Below are 17,854 nucleotides of genomic sequence, written 5' to 3'. Positions count from 1 at the left end.
CGCCTCCTTAACTCCTATGGCTTTCACTTGGATCCGACACCACATTTTGGGATTGCAAGACTGGCAACCGGAAGAATACCAAACCCTGCTACAAACGGCCTCTAGTTTTCGTGAAGTTCTTTCGCGACGTACCAAGAAAGTGCCGGCCTTACAAGGTCAAGTGGTGACAAATCTTTTTTTTGAACCTTCCACCCGCACCCGTAGTAGTTTTGAACTAGCGGCGAAACGTCTTTCGGCCGATGTTCTTAATTTTGCCCCGGGTAGTTCCAGTTTGACTAAGGGGGAAACGATTCTCGATACCGCTTTAACCTATGTGGCCATGGGTACGGATATTTTTGTTATCCGACATCAACAGTCGGGAGTTCCCGATTTAATTGCCGCAGAAATGGATCGTTTGCAGTCGGGGGTCAGTATTCTTAATGCTGGGGACGGTCAACACGAACACCCCTCTCAGGGACTTTTAGACCTGTTTACGATCTGTTGTCTGTTAGATGAAGAAAATCCCCGTTTAGAATTGTTAGAGGGCAAAAAAATCGCTATTGTCGGGGATATACTCCATTCTCGTGTGGCGCGTTCCAATATCTGGAGTTTAACCACGGCAGGGGCGGAAGTACATTTGTCCGCACCCCCCACCCTACTGCCGAAATATTTTGGGGAACTGTGCGATCGCCTATTTCTCCACTGGGATTTAGAACCAGCTTTAGAAAAGGCCGATTTTGTCATGACCCTGCGACTGCAAAAAGAACGCATGACTGCCAATCTTTTGCCCAGTTTACGGGAATATCATCAAAGTTTTGGCATTACTCGTCCTCGTTTGCAATCCTGTCAACCGGGGGTGAAGGTGCTTCATCCGGGGCCTGTGAATCGGGGAGTGGAAATTAGTTCCGATTTAATGGACGATCCCGATTTTAGTCTGATTTCCCAACAAGTTACCAGTGGTGTCGCTGTCAGAATGGCTTTGTTATACCTCATTGGTAATCTTCGCGGCGACCGGTAAAAGCTTCTCAGGGATTTGCTCTTTTAGTCTGGTTTCATTGAAACAATCCTAAAGTTTCTATCAAGGTAAATATCATACTTTCTTCCTCCCTCACACACAGCATCTTCTGCTTCAAATAGGTTAGTCTCAACATCAAATTTCATCGCTTTAGGATTCCTACAACCCTGTTTTAGCAGAGCATCGGTCAACCGTGATTTCTCTTCCGGGGTCAAAGCTCGATAATCACTACTATTAGCTTGACCTGCATAGATTGACATTCCTATAATGCTAAGGGATAGTAAGCTTATGATCGATTTGGTCTTCATTTTTTCAACTTCCTGAATACAATAAAAACATCATTCCAAGGGTTTTAAACCCAAATTTTCGGTAATTAGTTCGGCACGATTACCAGTCAACTTTATTTTAGGAAAAGCATACCTATTTTGCAATAAGTATAAATACTCAAGCTATCCCTAGGGCTTTTCTAGGAACTGCGACCGATACCGGATTCCGTTCTTTTTAAACTATCCCTTTTTTGCCTCTTCCAGGTCATGATAATGCTGATAAGCGCCGATTTCGGGGTTAAAAGGGGCGATTTCTTCATTTACAGTTAATCCCAAACCTTCTAACATTGCTTGTAGGACAGAATCGGGGACCAGACGGAGATAATCGGGATTAATTTCTAAGGCTACATGACGATTACCGAGGTGATAGGCAGCTTTGAGGAGTAAATCGGTTGAAGGAGCGGTAATAGTGATAACTGGTTCTGGTTTAGCAATAATTTGAATAATTTCGCCGTTTTCCCCCCGCAGGAAATCGCGATCCTGTAGAATGGTACCCCGGGGTAAACGAAAACAGAGGGAAAAACCTTCGGGACTGTCGAGACGATAACGGCTGCGGGTGCGTTCTTCGGCCGTGAGTAGAAGGCTAAAAAGTACCGTTTCTGGGGGAGGTGGACTAGCGGTATGACGGGGGGGTAAGCGCTCGGTAAAAGTTAACATGGTAGTGGTCAATGGAAAAAAACATTCTTAATTGTAGCCCCGACTCCAGCTTGACCCGAAAAACTGAGGAACTTTTTCTATTTATTTTCCCGTTGCAGACGAATCATCTCATTTTGCACCCGTCGTCTCAAGTTATCATCACTACTAATCCGGTTAGTGATTGCGTTAAATTGAGCGGCAGTTAGACCGCTATCTTGGACAATCTTTTTTGAGTTATTACAATAATCTACGGCAATTCTTTGGGCATTAGCTGGAAGATTATTAAAGCTTTCCCGTTGGTTACAGGTAATTGCCGGGGGACTTTTCCCTAAAATTCGCGAAATTTCCTGATAAGCTTGTTTTCTTTGGATTTCGATCAACAAAACTGCGGTCGCATAACGTTTGATTTGGTCAGCCGTAAAATCTTGAGTATAAGCGGAGGACTGGAAACTAACCACCTCCGTCGTCCAAGAAAATTCGGGAATCAGACCGCCAAGAATGGCGATTACTGCCAAAAAAGTCACGATAAAAGAACGTCTTAAGCTTTGACCTAGATCGGCTAGGGGATAGCAGTAAATCACCATGCGAGTTTGTCGCTGAATAGATAATGATAGCAAACTTTCCAGTTAAATCCTGCTTTTTTGAATATTTTTAACGATCATAAGTTCCAATTCTAGCGAATATCTCCTGGGCCTGAACCTTAATTTTTGGTCAGAAATTGCTTTGGTAAACTTTTTTAACGTTTCTAGGGGCAAAATTAGTCAAAAATCTTTGAGAGAACCGATGAACGATTTTTGGGAAGTTAGGATGCCTATCGCTTTTAGAGAATATTTATCGGCAATTTAGCCAGCTAATCTCTTTTTATTAGCTTATATCGCTGTAAATCTCTCGCTTATTCCCTTTTGTCACTCGCCTTGGCGGGGAATCGGGAGGAAATCTAGATAAATTAAAGGTTTCAGCGATTCCGATCGAGACAATTCCCGCTTAGAATAATGCAGTGGAATATATAGCCAATGGGGATTTGAGGCATTATTTATTGCTCTCGATTCTGGCGAGTCCTCAACAGGAGAACCATAAACTACTGACAACCACCCTAAACTCAGAAAAACCGCAAAACAAGGAGTTAGCGCATGAATAAAGGTGAATTAATCGATCAAATCGCTCTCAAAGCCTCTGTCACCAAAAAACAAGCAGATGCTGTTCTCACTGCCGCCATCGAAACCATTATCGAAGCGGTTTCTGAGGGGGACAAAGTAACCCTAGTAGGATTCGGTTCCTTCGAGGCCCGGGAACGTCAGGCCAGGGAAGGACGCAACCCAAAAACCGGCGATAAGATGGAGATTCCGGCCACTCGCGTCCCGGCTTTCTCGGCGGGTAAACTGTTTAAAGACAGAGTGGCCCCGGATAAGGAATAATTACTGTTAAGCTTGGATCGCTGTAAGTCTTTTGCCTAGACCTAAACATGGTGGTAATCTTGACTGGGCGGCCGCCATTGCCGGCTGTCCGGTTTCCTCTATTCTCGATTTTTCTGCCAGTATCAACCCCCTCGGTCCGCCGGAAAGCACCCTAACCGCTATTAAAAGCCATTTAACCAGTCTGACTCGTTATCCTGACCCCGAGTATTGGCAGTTGCGTTCCGCCCTCGGTCAATGGCACAATATCGGGCCAGATTGGATTCTCCCTGGCAATGGTGCGGCCGAGTTATTAACTTGGGCCGGTCGGGAATTAGCCTCATTTGATAGTGTTTATGTACTAACACCTGCTTTTAACGATTACGAACGGGCCTTAAAAAGTTTTGGCGGGAAAATCTGCCAACATTCCCTCGATTTAACCAGTTTAAAGCCGGTTAATCCCGAAAAACAAGGCTTATTACTCAATAATCCCCACAATCCTACGGGGAAACTCTGGACGGTGGCGGCCATTCGTCCCTATCTATCGCAATTTGGTTTGGTGGTAGTGGATGAAGCTTTTATGGATTTTTTACCCCCCCAACAACAGGAGAGTTTAATATCTCTGTTGCCGGAATATCCCAATCTCGTGATTTTGCGTTCCCTAACTAAATTTTACAGTCTCCCCGGTTTACGTCTAGGATACGTCCTCGCCCATCCCGATCGCCTGTTACAATGGCAAAAATGGCGCGATCCTTGGTCGGTGAATAATTTGGCTGTGGTTGCCGCTATTGCGGCAATTGAAGATAGGGATTTTCAACAACAAACCTGGGATTGGTTAACGGCAGCCCGCCAGGATTTATGGCAGGGATTAGCTAATTTTTCGCAATTACAGCCCCAAACCAGTGCCGCTAACTTCCTCTTAGTACAATCTCAATCTTCCTGTTTACCCCTACAGGAAGCTTTATTAAAATATCATCGAATTTTTATCCGCGATTGTCTCAGTTTCCCCGAATTGGGCAGCAATTATTTTCGGGTTGCTGTCCGTTTACCGGCAGAAAATCAACGATTATTATCGGCTTTAGAAAGTGTTTTAAGTAGGTAGGCGTTAAAAGTTATCAGATCCCCCCACCTATCGGCACCCCCCTTATCAAGCTATCCCTTATAGGGATCTTTCTTAACAATTTTTTCAGTAAGCACTCCAACCCTTATCCTGACTTGATTTCAGTTTTTTCCTTGTCAGTAAGGGTGTCAACAAGGAATATTACAGATTGTTAACCGAGTCTTGAAAGCCTTGTGCTACAAAGGTTTGAAATGTTAAGAAAGATGTGACTAAAGGACAGGGGGAGTCCCACCTTAATAAGGGGGCGTCTGATGGTTTTTAACACCTAACTACTTATTTATCAGTTATCAACTTTTAATTGATGTTAAATGCGGGTTTTAATTTGGTATCGCAATGATCTGCGGGTTCACGATCACGAGGCAATTTATCAAGCTGTTCAAGAACAATTCGAGATAATTCCCTTCTATTGTTTTGATGAGCGTCAATTTGGTTTTACTTCCTACGGGTTTCCAAAAACTGGCAAGTTCCGGGCTAAATTTTTATTAGAAAGCGTAGCAGATTTGCGACAATCTCTGGAAAGTTTAGGCGGTAATTTAATTATCCGACGGGGAAAACCAGAAGAAATTATCCCGCAATTAGTTCAAGAATTGCAGATAGCCAGGGTTTATTATCATCAAGAGGTGACAGCAGAGGAATTAGCGGTAGAAAAAGCTGTAAATAAGGCTTTATCTGGGTTTCCCGTGCAGATAAAAACTTTTTGGACAGCCACTTTATATCATCCTGATGACTTACCTTTTACCATTCATCAACTGCCAGAATTATTTACTAATTTTCGTAAACAAGTAGAACGTCATTGGGAAATAAGAACAACTTATCCCACCCCTAAAAAGTTGACAAAATTACCTAAAATAGATTGGGGAAATCTTCCGATTTTAAACGATTTGGGCTTAACAGAACCAATTTTAGACCAGGGAGGTGTTTTGTCGTTTCAAGGGGGTGAAATGGCAGGAAAATCACGGGTTAAAGAATATATTTGGGATAGTGATTCCTTAAAAACCTATAAGGAAACCCGCAATGAAATGTTAGGGACTAATTATTCCTCAAAATTCTCAGCTTGGTTAAGTTGTGGCTGTCTTTCCCCCCGTTATATCTATGAGGAAGTAAAAAAATATGAGCAAACAAGAGTAAAAAATGACTCTACCTATTGGCTGATTTTTGAATTATTATGGCGAGATTTTTTCCGATTTATTTGCAGTAAACACGGCAATAAAATCTTCTATCAATCTGGTTTGCAAAAACTTAATTTATCTTGGTTAGAAGATTGGGAAAGATTTAATCTCTGGTGTGAGGGAAAAACTGGTTATCCCCTTGTAGATGCTAATATGAGAGAATTAGGCGCTACAGGATTTATGTCAAATCGTGGCCGGCAAAATGTCGCTAGTTTTCTGACCAAAAATCTCGGTATTGATTGGCGACTAGGAGCAGAATGGTTCGAGTCATTATTAATTGATTACGATGTCTGTAGTAATTGGGGTAATTGGAATTACACTGCTGGTGTCGGCAATGATGCGCGAGGATTTCGTTATTTTAATATCCCTAAACAGTCGAGAGATTATGATCCCAAAGGTGATTATTTACGTCACTGGTTGCCCGAATTAGCCCTAATAAAAGGCGATAAAATTCACGAACCCTATAAATTATTCCCAGAGGAACAAAAGCGTTATGCCGTGATTTTAGGGGTTAATTATCCTCGTCCCATTGTCGATTTTTTTCAATCCATCAAACACAATGAAAAAATTTATCTTCAGCATTTCAGTAATCAGTAATCAGTGGACTTCTACCTAATATTATCTCAAGACTAAAATTTTGTCTAGACAAGCAACTTACCCAAATAAAAATGATTTTAATGTCCCCAGATTTTTTCAGTTAAATTGAATTAGCAAAGACAGATATATATTTTAGTGCCGAACTACTAATTAGTACAAATTATCAAAGCAAGCTCTGATTGAGTTATGATTTTTGGATATGTCTAATGAACTGAAAACTGACAGGCTGCATCTCATATTGGTAACTTTCTCTCCCATATTGGTGAGCAGCAGAAGTTATTAAAAGAGGGCGAATGCAATTCGCCCCTACAATAATATTATTGCGCCATCTGATAACTGATAACTGATCACTGATAACTGATTAAGACATTTCTAACATTCTTTGAATCGGCAACAGTGCCTTAATTCTTAAATCTTCAGAAATAGTAATTTCTGGAGTTTTATCTCCCATACAGAGATACAATTTTTCGAGAGTGTTCAGTCTCATGTAGGGACACTCATTACAAGCACAGTTATTTAAAGCTGGTGCGGGGATAAATAGTTTCTCTGGGGCGGATTTTTGCATCTGGTGAATAATCCCCGGTTCTGTGACGACAATAAAGGTTTTTTCAGAACTTTTTAGAGAATAATTTAATAGTGCCGTCGTGGAACCAATATAATCGGCATGGCGTAAAACCGATGATTCACACTCAGGATGGGCGATAATTTTTGCTTCTGGATGGGCGACTTTTAATTCTATTATCTTGCGTTCGGAAAAAGTTTCATGGACAATACAACTACCCTGCCAGAGAACTAAATCTCTACCAGTTTGCTGGCTAACGTAACGGCCTAAATTGCGATCAGGAGCGAAGATAATCGGTTGATGGGCAGGGATTTTGTTAACTATTTTGACTGCATTGGAACTGGTGCAGATAATATCACTCATGGCTTTAATTTCTGCACTGCAATTAATATAGGAAATCACGATATGATCGGGATATTGGGCTTTAAAACGAGCAAAATCTTCAGGATGACAACTATCAGCTAAAGAACATCCCGCATCTAAATCTGGCAGCAATACCAACTTATCTGGATTTAAGATTTTAGCTGTTTCTGCCATGAAGTGAACCCCCGCAAATACGATCACATCTGCTGGCGTTTGGGCAGCCTGTTGGGATAAACCTAGAGAATCACCAATATAATCAGCTATATCCTGTATGTCAGAATTTTGATAGTAGTGAGCCAGAATAACGGCGTTTAATTGTCGTTTAAGCTCTTTAATTGCCGTAAATAGGTCATCAGGTAAGCTCGATCGATTTGCGGGTTGAACAGTTGTGAACACGGTGGCACTTATGGTTATTTTTACCAAATACTAAACAAGTCCCTATATCATAGCAAATTTTTTTTAAGGGGAGTGGGGAAGTGGGGAGATGGGGAGCAGGGAGAATAAATAAAAGCTGAATACTGACCCCCGATTAAGACTGTCCACTAAAAACTCACATCTGATAACTGGTAACTGATAACTGATAACTGATTCAAGGCCAAGGGTCAACAATGCTAGGATAAAGGCTTGAGTAGAGAACGATCGAGCCAAAGCCATGTCATCGACAGAAGTAAAAACCCCGCCCCCAGACAGTCCCGAATATCTCGATGAGTTACCCGGAGAAGTGGAAATGTCCTTGTTTGACCACTTGGAGGAGTTGCGGCGGCGGATTTTTTATAGTTTAATTGCCGTGGCTGTGGGTGCGGTGGGATGTTTTATCTTCGTTAAACCCCTAGTACAAGTGCTGGAAGTCCCCGCCCAAGGGGTAAAATTTTTGCAGTTGGCCCCAGGAGAATTTTTTTTCGTCTCCCTAAAAGTAGCTGGATATAGCGGCATACTGGTGGCTAGTCCGGTCATTCTCTTGCAAATTATCCTCTTTGTGCTGCCGGGGTTAACCCGTCGCGAACGGCGTTTAATTGTCCCAGTAGTCTTAGGATCGAGTGTTTTATTTTTTGCCGGTTTATTTTTTGCCTATATTGCCCTGATTCCCGCCGCTTTAAACTTTTTTGTCAGTTATGGGGCGGAAGTGGTCGAACAAGCTTGGTCGATCGAGCGCTATTTTGAATTTGTCTTACTTTTACTGTTTAGTACCGGCATCGCCTTTCAAATTCCCGTTATTCAATTGATTTTGAGCTTTTTAGGCATTATTTCCTCGCAAACGATGTTATCGGGCTGGCGTTTCGTGGTTTTAGGGGCGGTGATTTTAGGCGCGATTTTAACCCCTTCCACAGATCCTCTCACCCAATCCCTGTTAGCAGGGGCGGTCTTGGGTCTATACTTTGGGGGCATTGGGGTGGTGAAATTAACGGGACGTTAACTAGCTATTAGCCGTCATAGGAGACAGGAGTGGGAATTATGAATTATGAATTATGAATTATGAATTGACGAGCGGGGAGCAGGGAGAACAAAGCTGACTTTTGCCTATTGCCCATTGCCCATTGCCCATTGCCCATTGCCTATTGCCTATTCCGGCTGATGGCTGAGGGCTAAAAAGCTGATAAAATTTGACGGCTGAAAACTAATTAAGCCAGAAAGCTAGAGATTGATTCTAGATTGAGTAACAAAGTGAAATATTTTTTCTTAACGGCAGGTTGGACAATAGGACGGGTGTGGGAATTTGGCGGTTTGTGGGATCACGCGAGTAGTTGGCGACGACCACCGCAGATAGAGCGATTAAATATCGGTATTTTAGAGGGAGAACAGGTTTTATGGCTTTATAAGGTGGAAGAAGCCGTGATTATGGTGGAAGTTGCCCCCAAGAGTGCCGAAATTGCCGATACTGTCCCCACCATCGGGCAAGTGGTGCTAAAACGCTTGATTAGTGCCGAACAAGTCCTCGAAATCCTGCAAAATGCCGAAGAATTGCTGAGGAAGTAATCAGTGATCAGTTATCAGTGATCAGTGATCAGTTATCAGGATTCAGGAGTTAGGATTCAGGAGTTAGGATTCAGGAGACGGGAGATTATTTTTATTTATTCTCCCCACACCCCACACCCCACACCCTACACCCCACACCCCACACCCCACACCCTTCTCCCCACACCCCACACCTCTATCTGGAATATTCTGGCGGAAGATCGATCGCAAAGACTTGAAATCTGTTCTAACAATAGTTACACTTCTTTAGAATAGATACACTTTTCAAGGGATAATGTAGGTCGGCTAACTCTTGCACTTAACAGTCGAGAGTGTTGGGCTTATATTTTGACCCTGAATATAAAAAGCGTCTAAGTGGACACTAAATTGTCAATAGGAGGAGCGTAGTCAATGGGACTACCTTGGTATCGAGTACACACAGTCGTTCTCAACGACCCGGGCCGTTTAATTTCCGTTCACCTGATGCACACCGCACTGGTAGCGGGTTGGGCTGGCTCCATGGCCCTCTATGAGCTTGCTATTTTCGACCCCAGTGACCCCGTATTAAACCCGATGTGGCGGCAAGGAATGTTCGTGCTGCCCTTCATGGCCCGTTTAGGTGTCACTGGTTCTTGGGGTGGCTGGAGCGTCACCGGCGAAACTGGTGTTGACCCCGGTTTCTGGTCTTTTGAAGGCGTTGCTGCCGCTCATATCGTCTTATCTGGTCTGCTATTCCTAGCGGCGGTTTGGCACTGGGTTTTCTGGGATTTAGAATTATTCGTCGATCCCCGCACGGGCGAATCTGCCCTCGATTTGCCGAAAATGTTCGGTATTCACCTGTTCTTATCCGGTTTACTTTGCTTTGGTTTCGGTGCTTTCCATCAAACAGGCCTTTGGGGTCCCGGGATGTGGGTTTCCGATGCCTACGGTTTAACTGGTCATGTGCAGCCCGTAGCTCCCGAATGGGGACCGGCTGGTTTTAACCCCTTTAACCCCGGGGGTGTGGTAGCTCACCACATTGCTGCGGGTATCGTCGGGATTATCGCCGGTTTATTCCATTTAACCGTTCGTCCCCCCGAAAGACTCTATAAAGCCTTGAGAATGGGTAATATCGAAACGGTTCTTTCTAGCAGTATCGCCGCCGTTTTCTTTGCCGCTTTCGTCGTGGCTGGAACCATGTGGTACGGTAATGCTACCACCCCGATCGAACTCTTTGGCCCGACCCGTTACCAATGGGATAAGGGCTATTTCCAAGAAGAAATTGAGCGTCGTGTGGAGGCCAGCATCGCCAATGGGGCCACCATCGCCGAAGCTTACCAAGCAATCCCCGAAAAACTGGCTTTCTATGATTATGTCGGTAATAGCCCCGCTAAAGGTGGTTTATTCCGTACTGGTGCCATGGATAGCGGTGACGGTATCGCTAAATCTTGGTTAGGACACCCTGTTTTCAAAGATGGCGAAGGTCGCGTCCTTAGCGTGCGTCGGATGCCTAACTTCTTTGAAACCTTCCCCGTTGTCCTGACTGACTCGGAAGGTATCGTTCGCGCTGATATTCCTTTCCGTCGTGCGGAATCGAAACTGAGTATCGAACAAAGTGGTGTTACCGTTTCTTTCTACGGTGGCTCTCTCGATGGTCAGGTGTTCAGCGATCCTGCTGATGTGAAGAAATTTGCCCGTAGAGCGCAACTCGGTGAAGCTTTCGAGTTTGACACCGAAACCCTGAAGTCTGACGGGGTATTCCGCACTTCTCCGAGAGGTTGGTTTACTTTCGGTCATGCTGTCTTTGCTTTACTATTCTTCTTCGGTCACATCTGGCACGGTTCTCGTACCATCTACCGCGACGTATTCGCCGGGGTCGATCCAGATCTGGAAGAACAAGTGGAATTCGGTTTATTCCAAAAATTGGGTGATCTTAGCACTCGTAAACAAGAAGTTTAGTTTTAGCTAAATCATCCATATAACTAAAGGAGTCAAGTCTTTGACTCCTTTTTTTTGTTAATCACACTATTAAAAACGGATTTATACTAAATCTGGTTATTAAAGACTGATTATTTATTCTCCCCTTTTTGCATGAGTGCATGAGTAGAAAACGGGTTTCTCCGAGAAACCCGTTTTCTGTGCGTTACTCAACGGATTTAGTATTAGTATAAAGTTCGATCGATCTTTACTTTTCACCGAATAGTGAAAAAACCGCTAGTTATTTCTATAACTAACGGCTTTTTGCTGGGGGAAATTACCCGTAATGGAATTACATAGAGGAACCTAAACCGGCGTAAGCTCCGTAGAAGAAAAGACCAAGCACAGCGATAACGCCTAGACCGGCGATGGTGGCGACTAACCACAAAGGAATACGACCTTCTGCGAACATGAATAACACCTCCTAATTGCGATGACAATAAATCGGGACTAATTAGTTAAAGAAATAGCTGGAAAATAAAATTCCCAAGACAGCAACTAGGAGTAAACCTAGATAAAGAGAAGTACGATTTAACTCGACGGCTTGCCGATTCGGATTAGGTGTTCTTTCCATAATTGTTCTCCTAGCGTTGAATAAACTGCATTGCCGCAATTGCACCGATAAAGAAGACAGTGGGGACCGCTAAGGTATGAACTGCCAACCAGCGAACGGTGAAAATGGGGTAAGAAATGGGTTGATTGGGATTACCACTAGCCATTGTTTTTATCCTTAATTAAAGTAAACTACTGATTAAACTGATCGATTTGATTTTTGGCCTCAAAGCGATCATTAATGATCGGTAATTCTTGACGCTCTTGAGTGTAATACTCATCGGGACGGGGAGTGCCAAAAACATCGTAAGCCAAACCGGTACTCACGAATAACCAACCCGCGATAAAGAGCATGGGGATGGTGATGCTATGGATAATCCAGTAACGAATACTGGTAACGATATCGCCAAAAGGACGTTCGCCGGTACTACCTGACATGGACGGTTCTCCTCGGAATGATAGGACTTGAAAAATTCAATCTCTATAATAGAGACTTTGTTGACCCTGAGACAAGTTTTAGGCCGGTTCGCTAGGGGGATTATATTTCAGTAAAACCCCATCTTGTCCCAAGACAAAACCCTTGTCGGAATTGATAAAAACAATTCGATAGAGATTGGAGGGGACACTTTCCACCGCGCGATCTTTTTGCCAAGACTGGCCGCCGTCATCACTGACCAAGAGATTGCCGCTACCACCAGCGACCCAAATTTCTTCGGGGGTGCGGTAGTTGAGGTCCAAAAGTCCCCAACTGGTGGAAAACTCGGGGAATACCTTATCTTCCCATGTATCGAGATCATTGGGGCTAGTAAATTGTAGTTGACCACCCCGGGCCAGGGCCCACAGTTCCCCTTTTTCACCATAACCGACTTTTTGTAAACGGCGGGAAGAAAGACGATTGTGGGGTTGCCATTCTGTTGACCCCGGTTCCCAGGTGGAATAAAAGTTACCGCGTGCGGAAACGGCCACATATTTACCATCATGGGAACGAACAATTGTCCGGGCCACACCCACAGCACCTTCCACTAAAGCTTGCCAAGTTTTGCCTCCGTCTTTGGTGCGGTAGATAGCACCTAAATCCGTGACCATTTCGGCGGTTTTGTCGTTCAGAGCGATAATTCCGTAGGGAGAACCGGGTAATTTTTCACTTAAGGGGATACGAGACCAGCTGCTGCCCCCGTCTTCGCTATGGAGAAGAATCGAGGGTTTACCGACAATCCAACCCTCTTGGTCGTGGAAACTGACGGCGCTAAAGCTAACTTTTTCGTCGCCAAGGTTGAGGACTTTTTGCTGCCAACTGTCCCCTCCATCGGTGGTTTCAAAGAGGGTAGATTTGGTCCCCACTAACCAACCGTGCTGCGAGTCGTCGGTAAAGGCGATATCGGCAAAAGTGGAGTCAGTGTCGAGGGTGAGGATTTGCCAAGGACTACTGCTCAGGGATGGCACATTACTACAGCTAAAGCAGAAAAAGGCTACAGCTAGAACTATTACGAATTGTTTCAGTTTTCTCATCAATGGTTCAGAGGTATTGGTCAAGGAATCGGGAGGGATTAAGGTTTGTACCCGATGGGTAACAGACTCATAAGAGCCGTTGGATTAAAGATAATGAGTGCTTGAGTTAGTTTAAACCATATAAACTAATAAAGAAAACAAATCCTAGCGCTAAAGCCCCGAAAATCAAAATATTTTTTTGTGCGGGAGTCAGACGGTTGACTCCAAAACCATAGCTAAGATTTTCTTGGAATCCCGAAGGAGCATCTTTAGCTCCGATGTTGATAAATTGGGAACGACGCACACCACACACGGGACAGCGCCACGTTTCTGGCAATTCCTCGAAGGGGGTTCCAGCGGGAGTGTTGGTTTTACTATCTCCCTTGCTGGGGTCGTAAACGTAGCCGCAGGAGCGACATTCGTAGTTGGCAGGGGCCTGGTCGGCTAGGGTTAGTTCTGGTGGGCGATCGCTCATAACTAAGATTAAAGGAATTTTCAACACTCTGTTACAAATTATCCTTGAAAATTGACCCCTCTCACGGCCAACCCACAAGAGAATAGCCAGTTTTCAAGCTTGACAAGGATTAGCGAGACAGCATATCGGCTTGAAAAAAAGTAAAATTAATCTATTAGGGCTTAAATGTCTATTAAAACTTTATTAAGTTTATATTTGAGCTATTTACCCTGATTTTCGCGACAACGGTTAACAGTTACTGTTCATCCCTCAATACACTTGCTCCCAAAGCTTTTAGGGTTTCTTGTAGCATTTCAGCGCGAGAGAAATTACCCTGATCTTTCAATAATTGTAGGCCTTTTTGCCAAATCTTGATCGCCTCATTATAATTACCGAAAGTTATATAAGCCACCCCTAGATTTTGGTAAATAGCGGGATTATCGGGGTTTAACTTGAGAGCTTTTTTATAAGCTTTAATCGATTCTGGTAGCCGATGCAGTTGTTTGAGAACCAGTCCTAAATTATAGTAACCATCGGCATAGCTAGGATCAATTTCTACGGTTTTCTCAAAGACAGATAAGGCAGCTTCGTAGTTTTCTGCTTCGTATAATAACCCACCGAAATTATTATAAGCACCCAGTTTTAATTTATCTAAAATTGGCTGCTTAATCGCCTTAATAAAATTATCTGCTGATTGCTTAAATTCCTCCACTGAATAATAATAATTAGCGAGATGATAATATAACTCGTATAAAATATGCGGATTAGAGCCATGGCATTTTAAACCATGTTTGAGCAGCTTAAAACCCTCTTTATCCCTGCCAATCTCCAGATATAACCCTCCCAATTTACTACACACATAGGGATCGTGGGGATGTTGCTGATAAAAGCCCTCCATCGCCTTTCTTGCCCGTTCAAACTTATCTAAGCTGGCTATTTTATCAACAGTGTAACCGTAGTGAAAGATGGCAATTTCTGGCAGTTCAACTATTTTCCAATCTGGCTCTTTTTTTAATAAAATGGCCACATTGTCATCAATAATTGAGTGATAGGGCCGGGTAAAAGTGACTTGAGGATGTCGGCGAAATAGTCTAGAAATTAGAGAATAGGGTGATTGTACGGCTCCGATTTCATGGCGGATTAAATTAATAACTAAATTTTCCTCTTTTTCCATTGCCCGCCGCATTTTCGGCACGATAGCGGGATTTAATTCTTCATCGGCATCAAGAACTAAAATCCAATCGCCAGTAACATATTTTAAAGCCGCATTTCTGGCATCGGAAAAATTACCCTGCCAATCGTAGCTAGGAACTATGGCACCGTAACTTTGAGCAATAGCAATCGTATCATCGGTCGAACCCGTATCCATAACGATCATCTCATCCACCACCTCTTTAACGCTATCCAAACAGCGCCGGAGATTTTCGGCTTCATTTTTGACAATCATACAGAGACTAAGTTTAGGCATAACTTTACTCACCCTAGCGGTCAATCTTGAGGGATAGCGGCCAATCGATAACTCACCGATTACCGCTCACCGATTATCGATCATCTTCCGAGTCTACCTTAAACCGTTCTACTGAAGAAAGCAGCTCCCGGGAGATACTAACCAATTTTTGCAGAGAACCGGCCACCCGTTGGGATTCTTGGGAAGTTTCCTGAGCGGTTAACTCCACCGACTGCATAACTTGGGCGACATTGAGGGAATTTTCCCGTTGTTTGACCGTATCCGCGGTAATCGAGCGCACCAGCGTATCGATGCGGTTAGAAACTTGGATAATATCTTCTAGGGACTTCTTGGCCTGTTCCGAGCGCTCGGTGACATCGATAACCTGTTGAATCCCCTCCTCCATTGCCATCATTACCGAACCCGTTTCCGATTGAATCTGTAAAACGATCTGTTCAATTTCCTTAAGAGATTTAGCGGCTCTATCGGCCAACTGACGCACCTCATCGGCCACCACCGCAAAACCGCGGCCCGCATCTCCTGCTCGCGCCGCTTGAATCGAGGCATTAAGAGCCAATAAATTAGTGCGCGAGGCAATCTGAGAGACTACCGCGACAATTTTCGAGATTTCCTGGGAAGCTTCCGCCAAACGCTTGACTTTTCGGGCCGTTTCTGATACGGTGTCGCGGATTTGCAGAATTCCCGCCACGGTTCTTTCCACGGAATCGCCCCCCTTCAGGGCGGTAATCGAAGAAGTGCGGGCGACTTCTTCGGCTTCTCTGGCGTTTTCTGCCACCCGTTGAATTGAGTCGGTCATCATCTGTACCGAATTAAGGGTGACGGCCAATTCCTCCGCCATCCGCAGGGCATCGCTAGACTGATTGCGGGCGAAAGATTCACTATTGGTACTGCCTTGATTCACCTGTTTGGCCGCTTTTTTTACCTGTCGGACAATTTCCCGCAGGTTTTGGATAGTCAAATTAAAAGCATCGGCCACCGCCCCTAAAACATCGGCGCTTACCTCCGCCTCCACGGTTAGATCCCCCCGAGCCGCTCCTTCCACATCATCGAGCAGTCGAATCACCTGCCGTTGTAGGTCTTCCCGTTCCCGTTCCGTTTCGGCAGCGCGACGTTGGGCCTCGGTGGTGGTAGTTACCACCACCCGGGCCATCTGATTGAAACGATTGGCCAGTTGACCGAATTCATCTTCCGAGTAGATCGTCGCTTGAGTGTTAACATTACCTTCCGAGAGATAATCGAATTGGCTTTGCAAATCGTTGAGACTGCGCTTAATCTGACTAATGAGCAACTGTAAACCTAGCCAAGTCACGGCCAGGGTTCCCAGTCCGGTTAGTAACATCATGGTTAGTACCGGTTGACTAAAAGGAGAAAGGCTGGCGGGGGCTGGTTTGGGGGCAACTTTTTCGGTTTTTGCCCGGCTATTCGGGGCTGGTTTGGCAGCCAAGAGCGTAGAAAGCCAAGAGGTGGTACTAACGGCAAAAATTAAGATTACAGGGGTAATGCCCGCTAAAGCCGCTAGGATTAGTTGTTTTTTGCCCAAAGAAGCATTGACAAAAAAGGCTAATTTGCCCGGATTGACTTCCACCACTGGCTTGAGCAAGCGATCGGAACCATGGGCAAGATGACTATCTCTTTTGTCATTGGGGATTTTTAGACGAGAAGGATTAAAACTAGGCTCTCCTACACCAGAACTGGCATTAAGGAGCCCACTGGGTTCGGGGACAAAACCAACACTTAAAGCTTCCTCTCCCAAACGGGTAAATAGCTCCGATTCCCCCAGTCCTTGCATCCTATCCGTCAGACCCAGTGGGGAAAAACTGTCTAAATCCTCATCATTGAGTTCAGGTCCCCTAAAATCTCCAGTGTCTTCCTCTTGGTATCTGTTTTGAGTGACTCTGCCCTGATTAAGGCCAGTTTTTGCCCCTTGTCCCTGGGTCGATTGTCGGTCGATGGCAAAAGCGCTTTCTTCTGGGGTATCGCTATAGGATAACCCCTGATCTCGACCGGTGAGGGGATTTTCCCCCAGGTCAGAGGAAACCATAAAAGTGGCCTCTCCCGTTGACCCTAACTCACCGTCCCACTCTTCCGGCAGCGAGTCAATCTCCGCCGCTTCTAAAAAGGAGAAAGGGGGTTCCCCCCCCACAGAATCGTCAGACCTTTGGGAATCGGAGGAACCTAAACTGGTTAGGGTAAGGGAACTAAAGCCGGTTTCCTCCGATTCTTCAAAATCATCGTCATAGGAATGGACTTTACTGACCGTAGGCTCGCCGGGATCCTCCTCATTGAAAAGACTACTATTCCAATCCATCCCTTTATTTTGCCGATCGGGGTCAGCCCCTTGCGACTTTCCAGACCGAGAATGCTTAAAACCTTGACCCGGATCGAAAGCTGCCTCGCTGTAGGCAATGCTTTCCGTAGCAGCGATCGTAAAATCTCCCCCCTCGACTTCAAAACCCAATTGCCGAATCTGATCGAGACCTCGTCTGGCATAATCCACCAGATCGGAGCGACTGGTGGAATTTTTAGCCAATCGCAGCACCGTTTCGTAACGTTCCTCTGCCAAGCTGTATTGTTGTAGTCCTAGATGAATGTGGCCCTGTAAAAGGATGACATTGGCATCCTCGGGATACTTGCTGCTCATCTCTTTGACGATGAGGGCGGCATCCTCAAGGTTGCCCTGGCAATAGGCGGTGTTAGCCTTTCCATAGAGTTTCGCGTATTCTGTCCCTGACGGCATTTGCCCCTCCCCTAGTAAAGTTAAAGTGGTGAAGTAGTTAGTAGCTTAAAGAAAGAATTGCTATAAATCTTATTCTGCTATTTTTTTC

19 protein-coding genes are annotated in these 17,854 nt (G+C 44.6%); 7 read left to right on the top strand and 12 right to left on the bottom strand.

What is annotated here, in order from left to right; all coding sequences use genetic code 11:
* The first annotated feature begins 16 nt into the window (after positions 1 to 16).
* Positions 17 to 997 (top strand): aspartate carbamoyltransferase catalytic subunit, encoded by a 981-nt coding sequence (locus ACE1AQ_RS06055; RefSeq protein ID WP_002738968.1) that lies wholly within the window; start codon positions 17 to 19, stop codon positions 995 to 997.
* A gap of 23 nt (positions 998 to 1,020) precedes the next feature.
* Here ACE1AQ_RS06055 and ACE1AQ_RS06050 read toward each other — a convergent pair whose 3' ends face one another.
* The 3 genes from ACE1AQ_RS06050 to ACE1AQ_RS06040 form a co-directional block, all read right to left on the bottom strand.
* Positions 1,021 to 1,302, bottom strand: coding sequence for a hypothetical protein (locus ACE1AQ_RS06050; RefSeq protein WP_061433075.1), 282 nt, complete (start codon positions 1,300 to 1,302; stop codon positions 1,021 to 1,023).
* 198 nt (positions 1,303 to 1,500) lie between these two features.
* Positions 1,501 to 1,977, bottom strand: coding sequence for an urease accessory protein UreE (gene ureE / locus ACE1AQ_RS06045; RefSeq protein WP_008197846.1), 477 nt, complete (start codon positions 1,975 to 1,977; stop codon positions 1,501 to 1,503).
* A 77-nt stretch (positions 1,978 to 2,054) separates the two neighbouring features.
* Positions 2,055 to 2,540: a DUF4168 domain-containing protein gene (locus ACE1AQ_RS06040; RefSeq protein ID WP_008197848.1), complete on the bottom strand. Its 486-nt coding sequence runs from the start codon at positions 2,538 to 2,540 to the stop codon at positions 2,055 to 2,057.
* Between the two features lie 546 nt (positions 2,541 to 3,086).
* Between ACE1AQ_RS06040 and ACE1AQ_RS06035 the strand changes: the two genes are divergently transcribed.
* From ACE1AQ_RS06035 to ACE1AQ_RS06025, 3 genes are all read left to right on the top strand, one after another.
* Positions 3,087 to 3,371 (top strand): HU family DNA-binding protein, encoded by a 285-nt coding sequence (locus ACE1AQ_RS06035; RefSeq protein WP_002759570.1) that lies wholly within the window; start codon positions 3,087 to 3,089, stop codon positions 3,369 to 3,371.
* Positions 3,372 to 3,402: 31 nt separating this feature from the next.
* Positions 3,403 to 4,449: a threonine-phosphate decarboxylase CobD gene (cobD, locus tag ACE1AQ_RS06030; protein WP_008197853.1), complete on the top strand. Its 1,047-nt coding sequence runs from the start codon at positions 3,403 to 3,405 to the stop codon at positions 4,447 to 4,449.
* A 326-nt stretch (positions 4,450 to 4,775) separates the two neighbouring features.
* Entirely contained in the window at positions 4,776 to 6,233 is a 1,458-nt protein-coding gene (locus ACE1AQ_RS06025) for a DASH family cryptochrome (RefSeq protein WP_110545196.1), read from the top strand.
* A 361-nt stretch (positions 6,234 to 6,594) separates the two neighbouring features.
* On the opposite strand, the gene nadA is transcribed toward ACE1AQ_RS06025, so the two are convergent.
* Positions 6,595 to 7,554: a quinolinate synthase NadA gene (nadA, locus tag ACE1AQ_RS06020; protein ID WP_008202366.1), complete on the bottom strand. Its 960-nt coding sequence runs from the start codon at positions 7,552 to 7,554 to the stop codon at positions 6,595 to 6,597.
* Between the two features lie 256 nt (positions 7,555 to 7,810).
* Between nadA and tatC the strand changes: the two genes are divergently transcribed.
* From tatC to psbB, 3 genes are all read left to right on the top strand, one after another.
* Positions 7,811 to 8,572, top strand: a complete 762-nt coding sequence (gene tatC, locus ACE1AQ_RS06015; protein ID WP_008202364.1) for a twin-arginine translocase subunit TatC — start codon at positions 7,811 to 7,813, stop codon at positions 8,570 to 8,572.
* Positions 8,573 to 8,820: 248 nt separating this feature from the next.
* Entirely contained in the window at positions 8,821 to 9,132 is a 312-nt protein-coding gene (locus ACE1AQ_RS06010; protein ID WP_002749272.1) for a hypothetical protein, read from the top strand.
* A gap of 390 nt (positions 9,133 to 9,522) precedes the next feature.
* Entirely contained in the window at positions 9,523 to 11,049 is a 1,527-nt protein-coding gene (gene psbB, locus ACE1AQ_RS06005; RefSeq protein ID WP_002735904.1) for a photosystem II chlorophyll-binding protein CP47, read from the top strand.
* A 310-nt stretch (positions 11,050 to 11,359) separates the two neighbouring features.
* Here psbB and ACE1AQ_RS06000 read toward each other — a convergent pair whose 3' ends face one another.
* The 8 genes from ACE1AQ_RS06000 to ACE1AQ_RS05965 form a co-directional block, all read right to left on the bottom strand.
* Complete coding sequence (locus ACE1AQ_RS06000; protein WP_002736108.1) at positions 11,360 to 11,479, bottom strand: photosystem II reaction center protein J; 120 nt, start codon at positions 11,477 to 11,479, stop codon at positions 11,360 to 11,362.
* Positions 11,480 to 11,521: 42 nt separating this feature from the next.
* Entirely contained in the window at positions 11,522 to 11,641 is a 120-nt protein-coding gene (locus tag ACE1AQ_RS05995; RefSeq protein ID WP_002735805.1) for a photosystem II reaction center protein L, read from the bottom strand.
* 10 nt (positions 11,642 to 11,651) lie between these two features.
* Positions 11,652 to 11,786: a cytochrome b559 subunit beta gene (gene psbF / locus ACE1AQ_RS05990; RefSeq protein ID WP_002736175.1), complete on the bottom strand. Its 135-nt coding sequence runs from the start codon at positions 11,784 to 11,786 to the stop codon at positions 11,652 to 11,654.
* A gap of 25 nt (positions 11,787 to 11,811) precedes the next feature.
* Positions 11,812 to 12,057, bottom strand: a complete 246-nt coding sequence (gene psbE / locus ACE1AQ_RS05985) for a cytochrome b559 subunit alpha (RefSeq protein ID WP_008202359.1) — start codon at positions 12,055 to 12,057, stop codon at positions 11,812 to 11,814.
* A 78-nt stretch (positions 12,058 to 12,135) separates the two neighbouring features.
* Positions 12,136 to 13,128: a photosynthesis system II assembly factor Ycf48 gene (locus ACE1AQ_RS05980; RefSeq protein WP_008202356.1), complete on the bottom strand. Its 993-nt coding sequence runs from the start codon at positions 13,126 to 13,128 to the stop codon at positions 12,136 to 12,138.
* A gap of 106 nt (positions 13,129 to 13,234) precedes the next feature.
* Positions 13,235 to 13,582, bottom strand: coding sequence for a rubredoxin (locus tag ACE1AQ_RS05975; RefSeq protein ID WP_002757647.1), 348 nt, complete (start codon positions 13,580 to 13,582; stop codon positions 13,235 to 13,237).
* A gap of 235 nt (positions 13,583 to 13,817) precedes the next feature.
* A complete protein-coding gene (locus tag ACE1AQ_RS05970; protein ID WP_008202352.1) occupies positions 13,818 to 15,029 on the bottom strand; it encodes a glycosyltransferase in 1,212 nt (403 codons plus the stop codon).
* A gap of 73 nt (positions 15,030 to 15,102) precedes the next feature.
* Positions 15,103 to 17,766 (bottom strand): methyl-accepting chemotaxis protein, encoded by a 2,664-nt coding sequence (locus ACE1AQ_RS05965; protein WP_110545200.1) that lies wholly within the window; start codon positions 17,764 to 17,766, stop codon positions 15,103 to 15,105.
* Between the last annotated feature and the right edge of the window lie 88 nt (positions 17,767 to 17,854).

Origin of the sequence: Microcystis sp. BLCC-F209, assembly GCF_041928595.1 — a bacterium.
GTDB lineage: Bacteria > Cyanobacteriota > Cyanobacteriia > Cyanobacteriales > Microcystaceae > Microcystis.
This window is presented reverse-complemented; position numbering and strand designations above follow the sequence as displayed.

Bases quoted from the DNA above. Each gene is read 5' to 3' on its own strand.
- psbE (WP_008202359.1), bottom strand. From the start codon at position 12,057: ATGTCAGGTAGTACCGGCGAACGTCCTTTTGGCGATATCGTTACCAGT.
- tatC (WP_008202364.1), top strand. From the start codon at position 7,811: ATGTCATCGACAGAAGTAAAAACCCCGCCCCCAGACAGTCCCGAATAT.
- ACE1AQ_RS06050 (WP_061433075.1), bottom strand. From the start codon at position 1,302: ATGAAGACCAAATCGATCATAAGCTTACTATCCCTTAGCATTATAGGA.
- ACE1AQ_RS06040 (WP_008197848.1), bottom strand. From the start codon at position 2,540: ATGGTGATTTACTGCTATCCCCTAGCCGATCTAGGTCAAAGCTTAAGA.
- ACE1AQ_RS06000 (WP_002736108.1), bottom strand. From the start codon at position 11,479: ATGTTCGCAGAAGGTCGTATTCCTTTGTGGTTAGTCGCCACCATCGCC.
- ACE1AQ_RS05980 (WP_008202356.1), bottom strand. From the start codon at position 13,128: ATGAGAAAACTGAAACAATTCGTAATAGTTCTAGCTGTAGCCTTTTTC.
- ACE1AQ_RS05995 (WP_002735805.1), bottom strand. From the start codon at position 11,641: ATGGAAAGAACACCTAATCCGAATCGGCAAGCCGTCGAGTTAAATCGT.
- psbF (WP_002736175.1), bottom strand. From the start codon at position 11,786: ATGGCTAGTGGTAATCCCAATCAACCCATTTCTTACCCCATTTTCACC.
- ACE1AQ_RS05970 (WP_008202352.1), bottom strand. From the start codon at position 15,029: ATGCCTAAACTTAGTCTCTGTATGATTGTCAAAAATGAAGCCGAAAAT.
- ACE1AQ_RS06025 (WP_110545196.1), top strand. From the start codon at position 4,776: ATGCGGGTTTTAATTTGGTATCGCAATGATCTGCGGGTTCACGATCAC.
- ACE1AQ_RS05975 (WP_002757647.1), bottom strand. From the start codon at position 13,582: ATGAGCGATCGCCCACCAGAACTAACCCTAGCCGACCAGGCCCCTGCC.
- psbB (WP_002735904.1), top strand. From the start codon at position 9,523: ATGGGACTACCTTGGTATCGAGTACACACAGTCGTTCTCAACGACCCG.
- ACE1AQ_RS06035 (WP_002759570.1), top strand. From the start codon at position 3,087: ATGAATAAAGGTGAATTAATCGATCAAATCGCTCTCAAAGCCTCTGTC.
- ACE1AQ_RS05965 (WP_110545200.1), bottom strand. From the start codon at position 17,766: ATGCCGTCAGGGACAGAATACGCGAAACTCTATGGAAAGGCTAACACC.
- ureE (WP_008197846.1), bottom strand. From the start codon at position 1,977: ATGTTAACTTTTACCGAGCGCTTACCCCCCCGTCATACCGCTAGTCCA.
- ACE1AQ_RS06055 (WP_002738968.1), top strand. From the start codon at position 17: ATGGCTTTCACTTGGATCCGACACCACATTTTGGGATTGCAAGACTGG.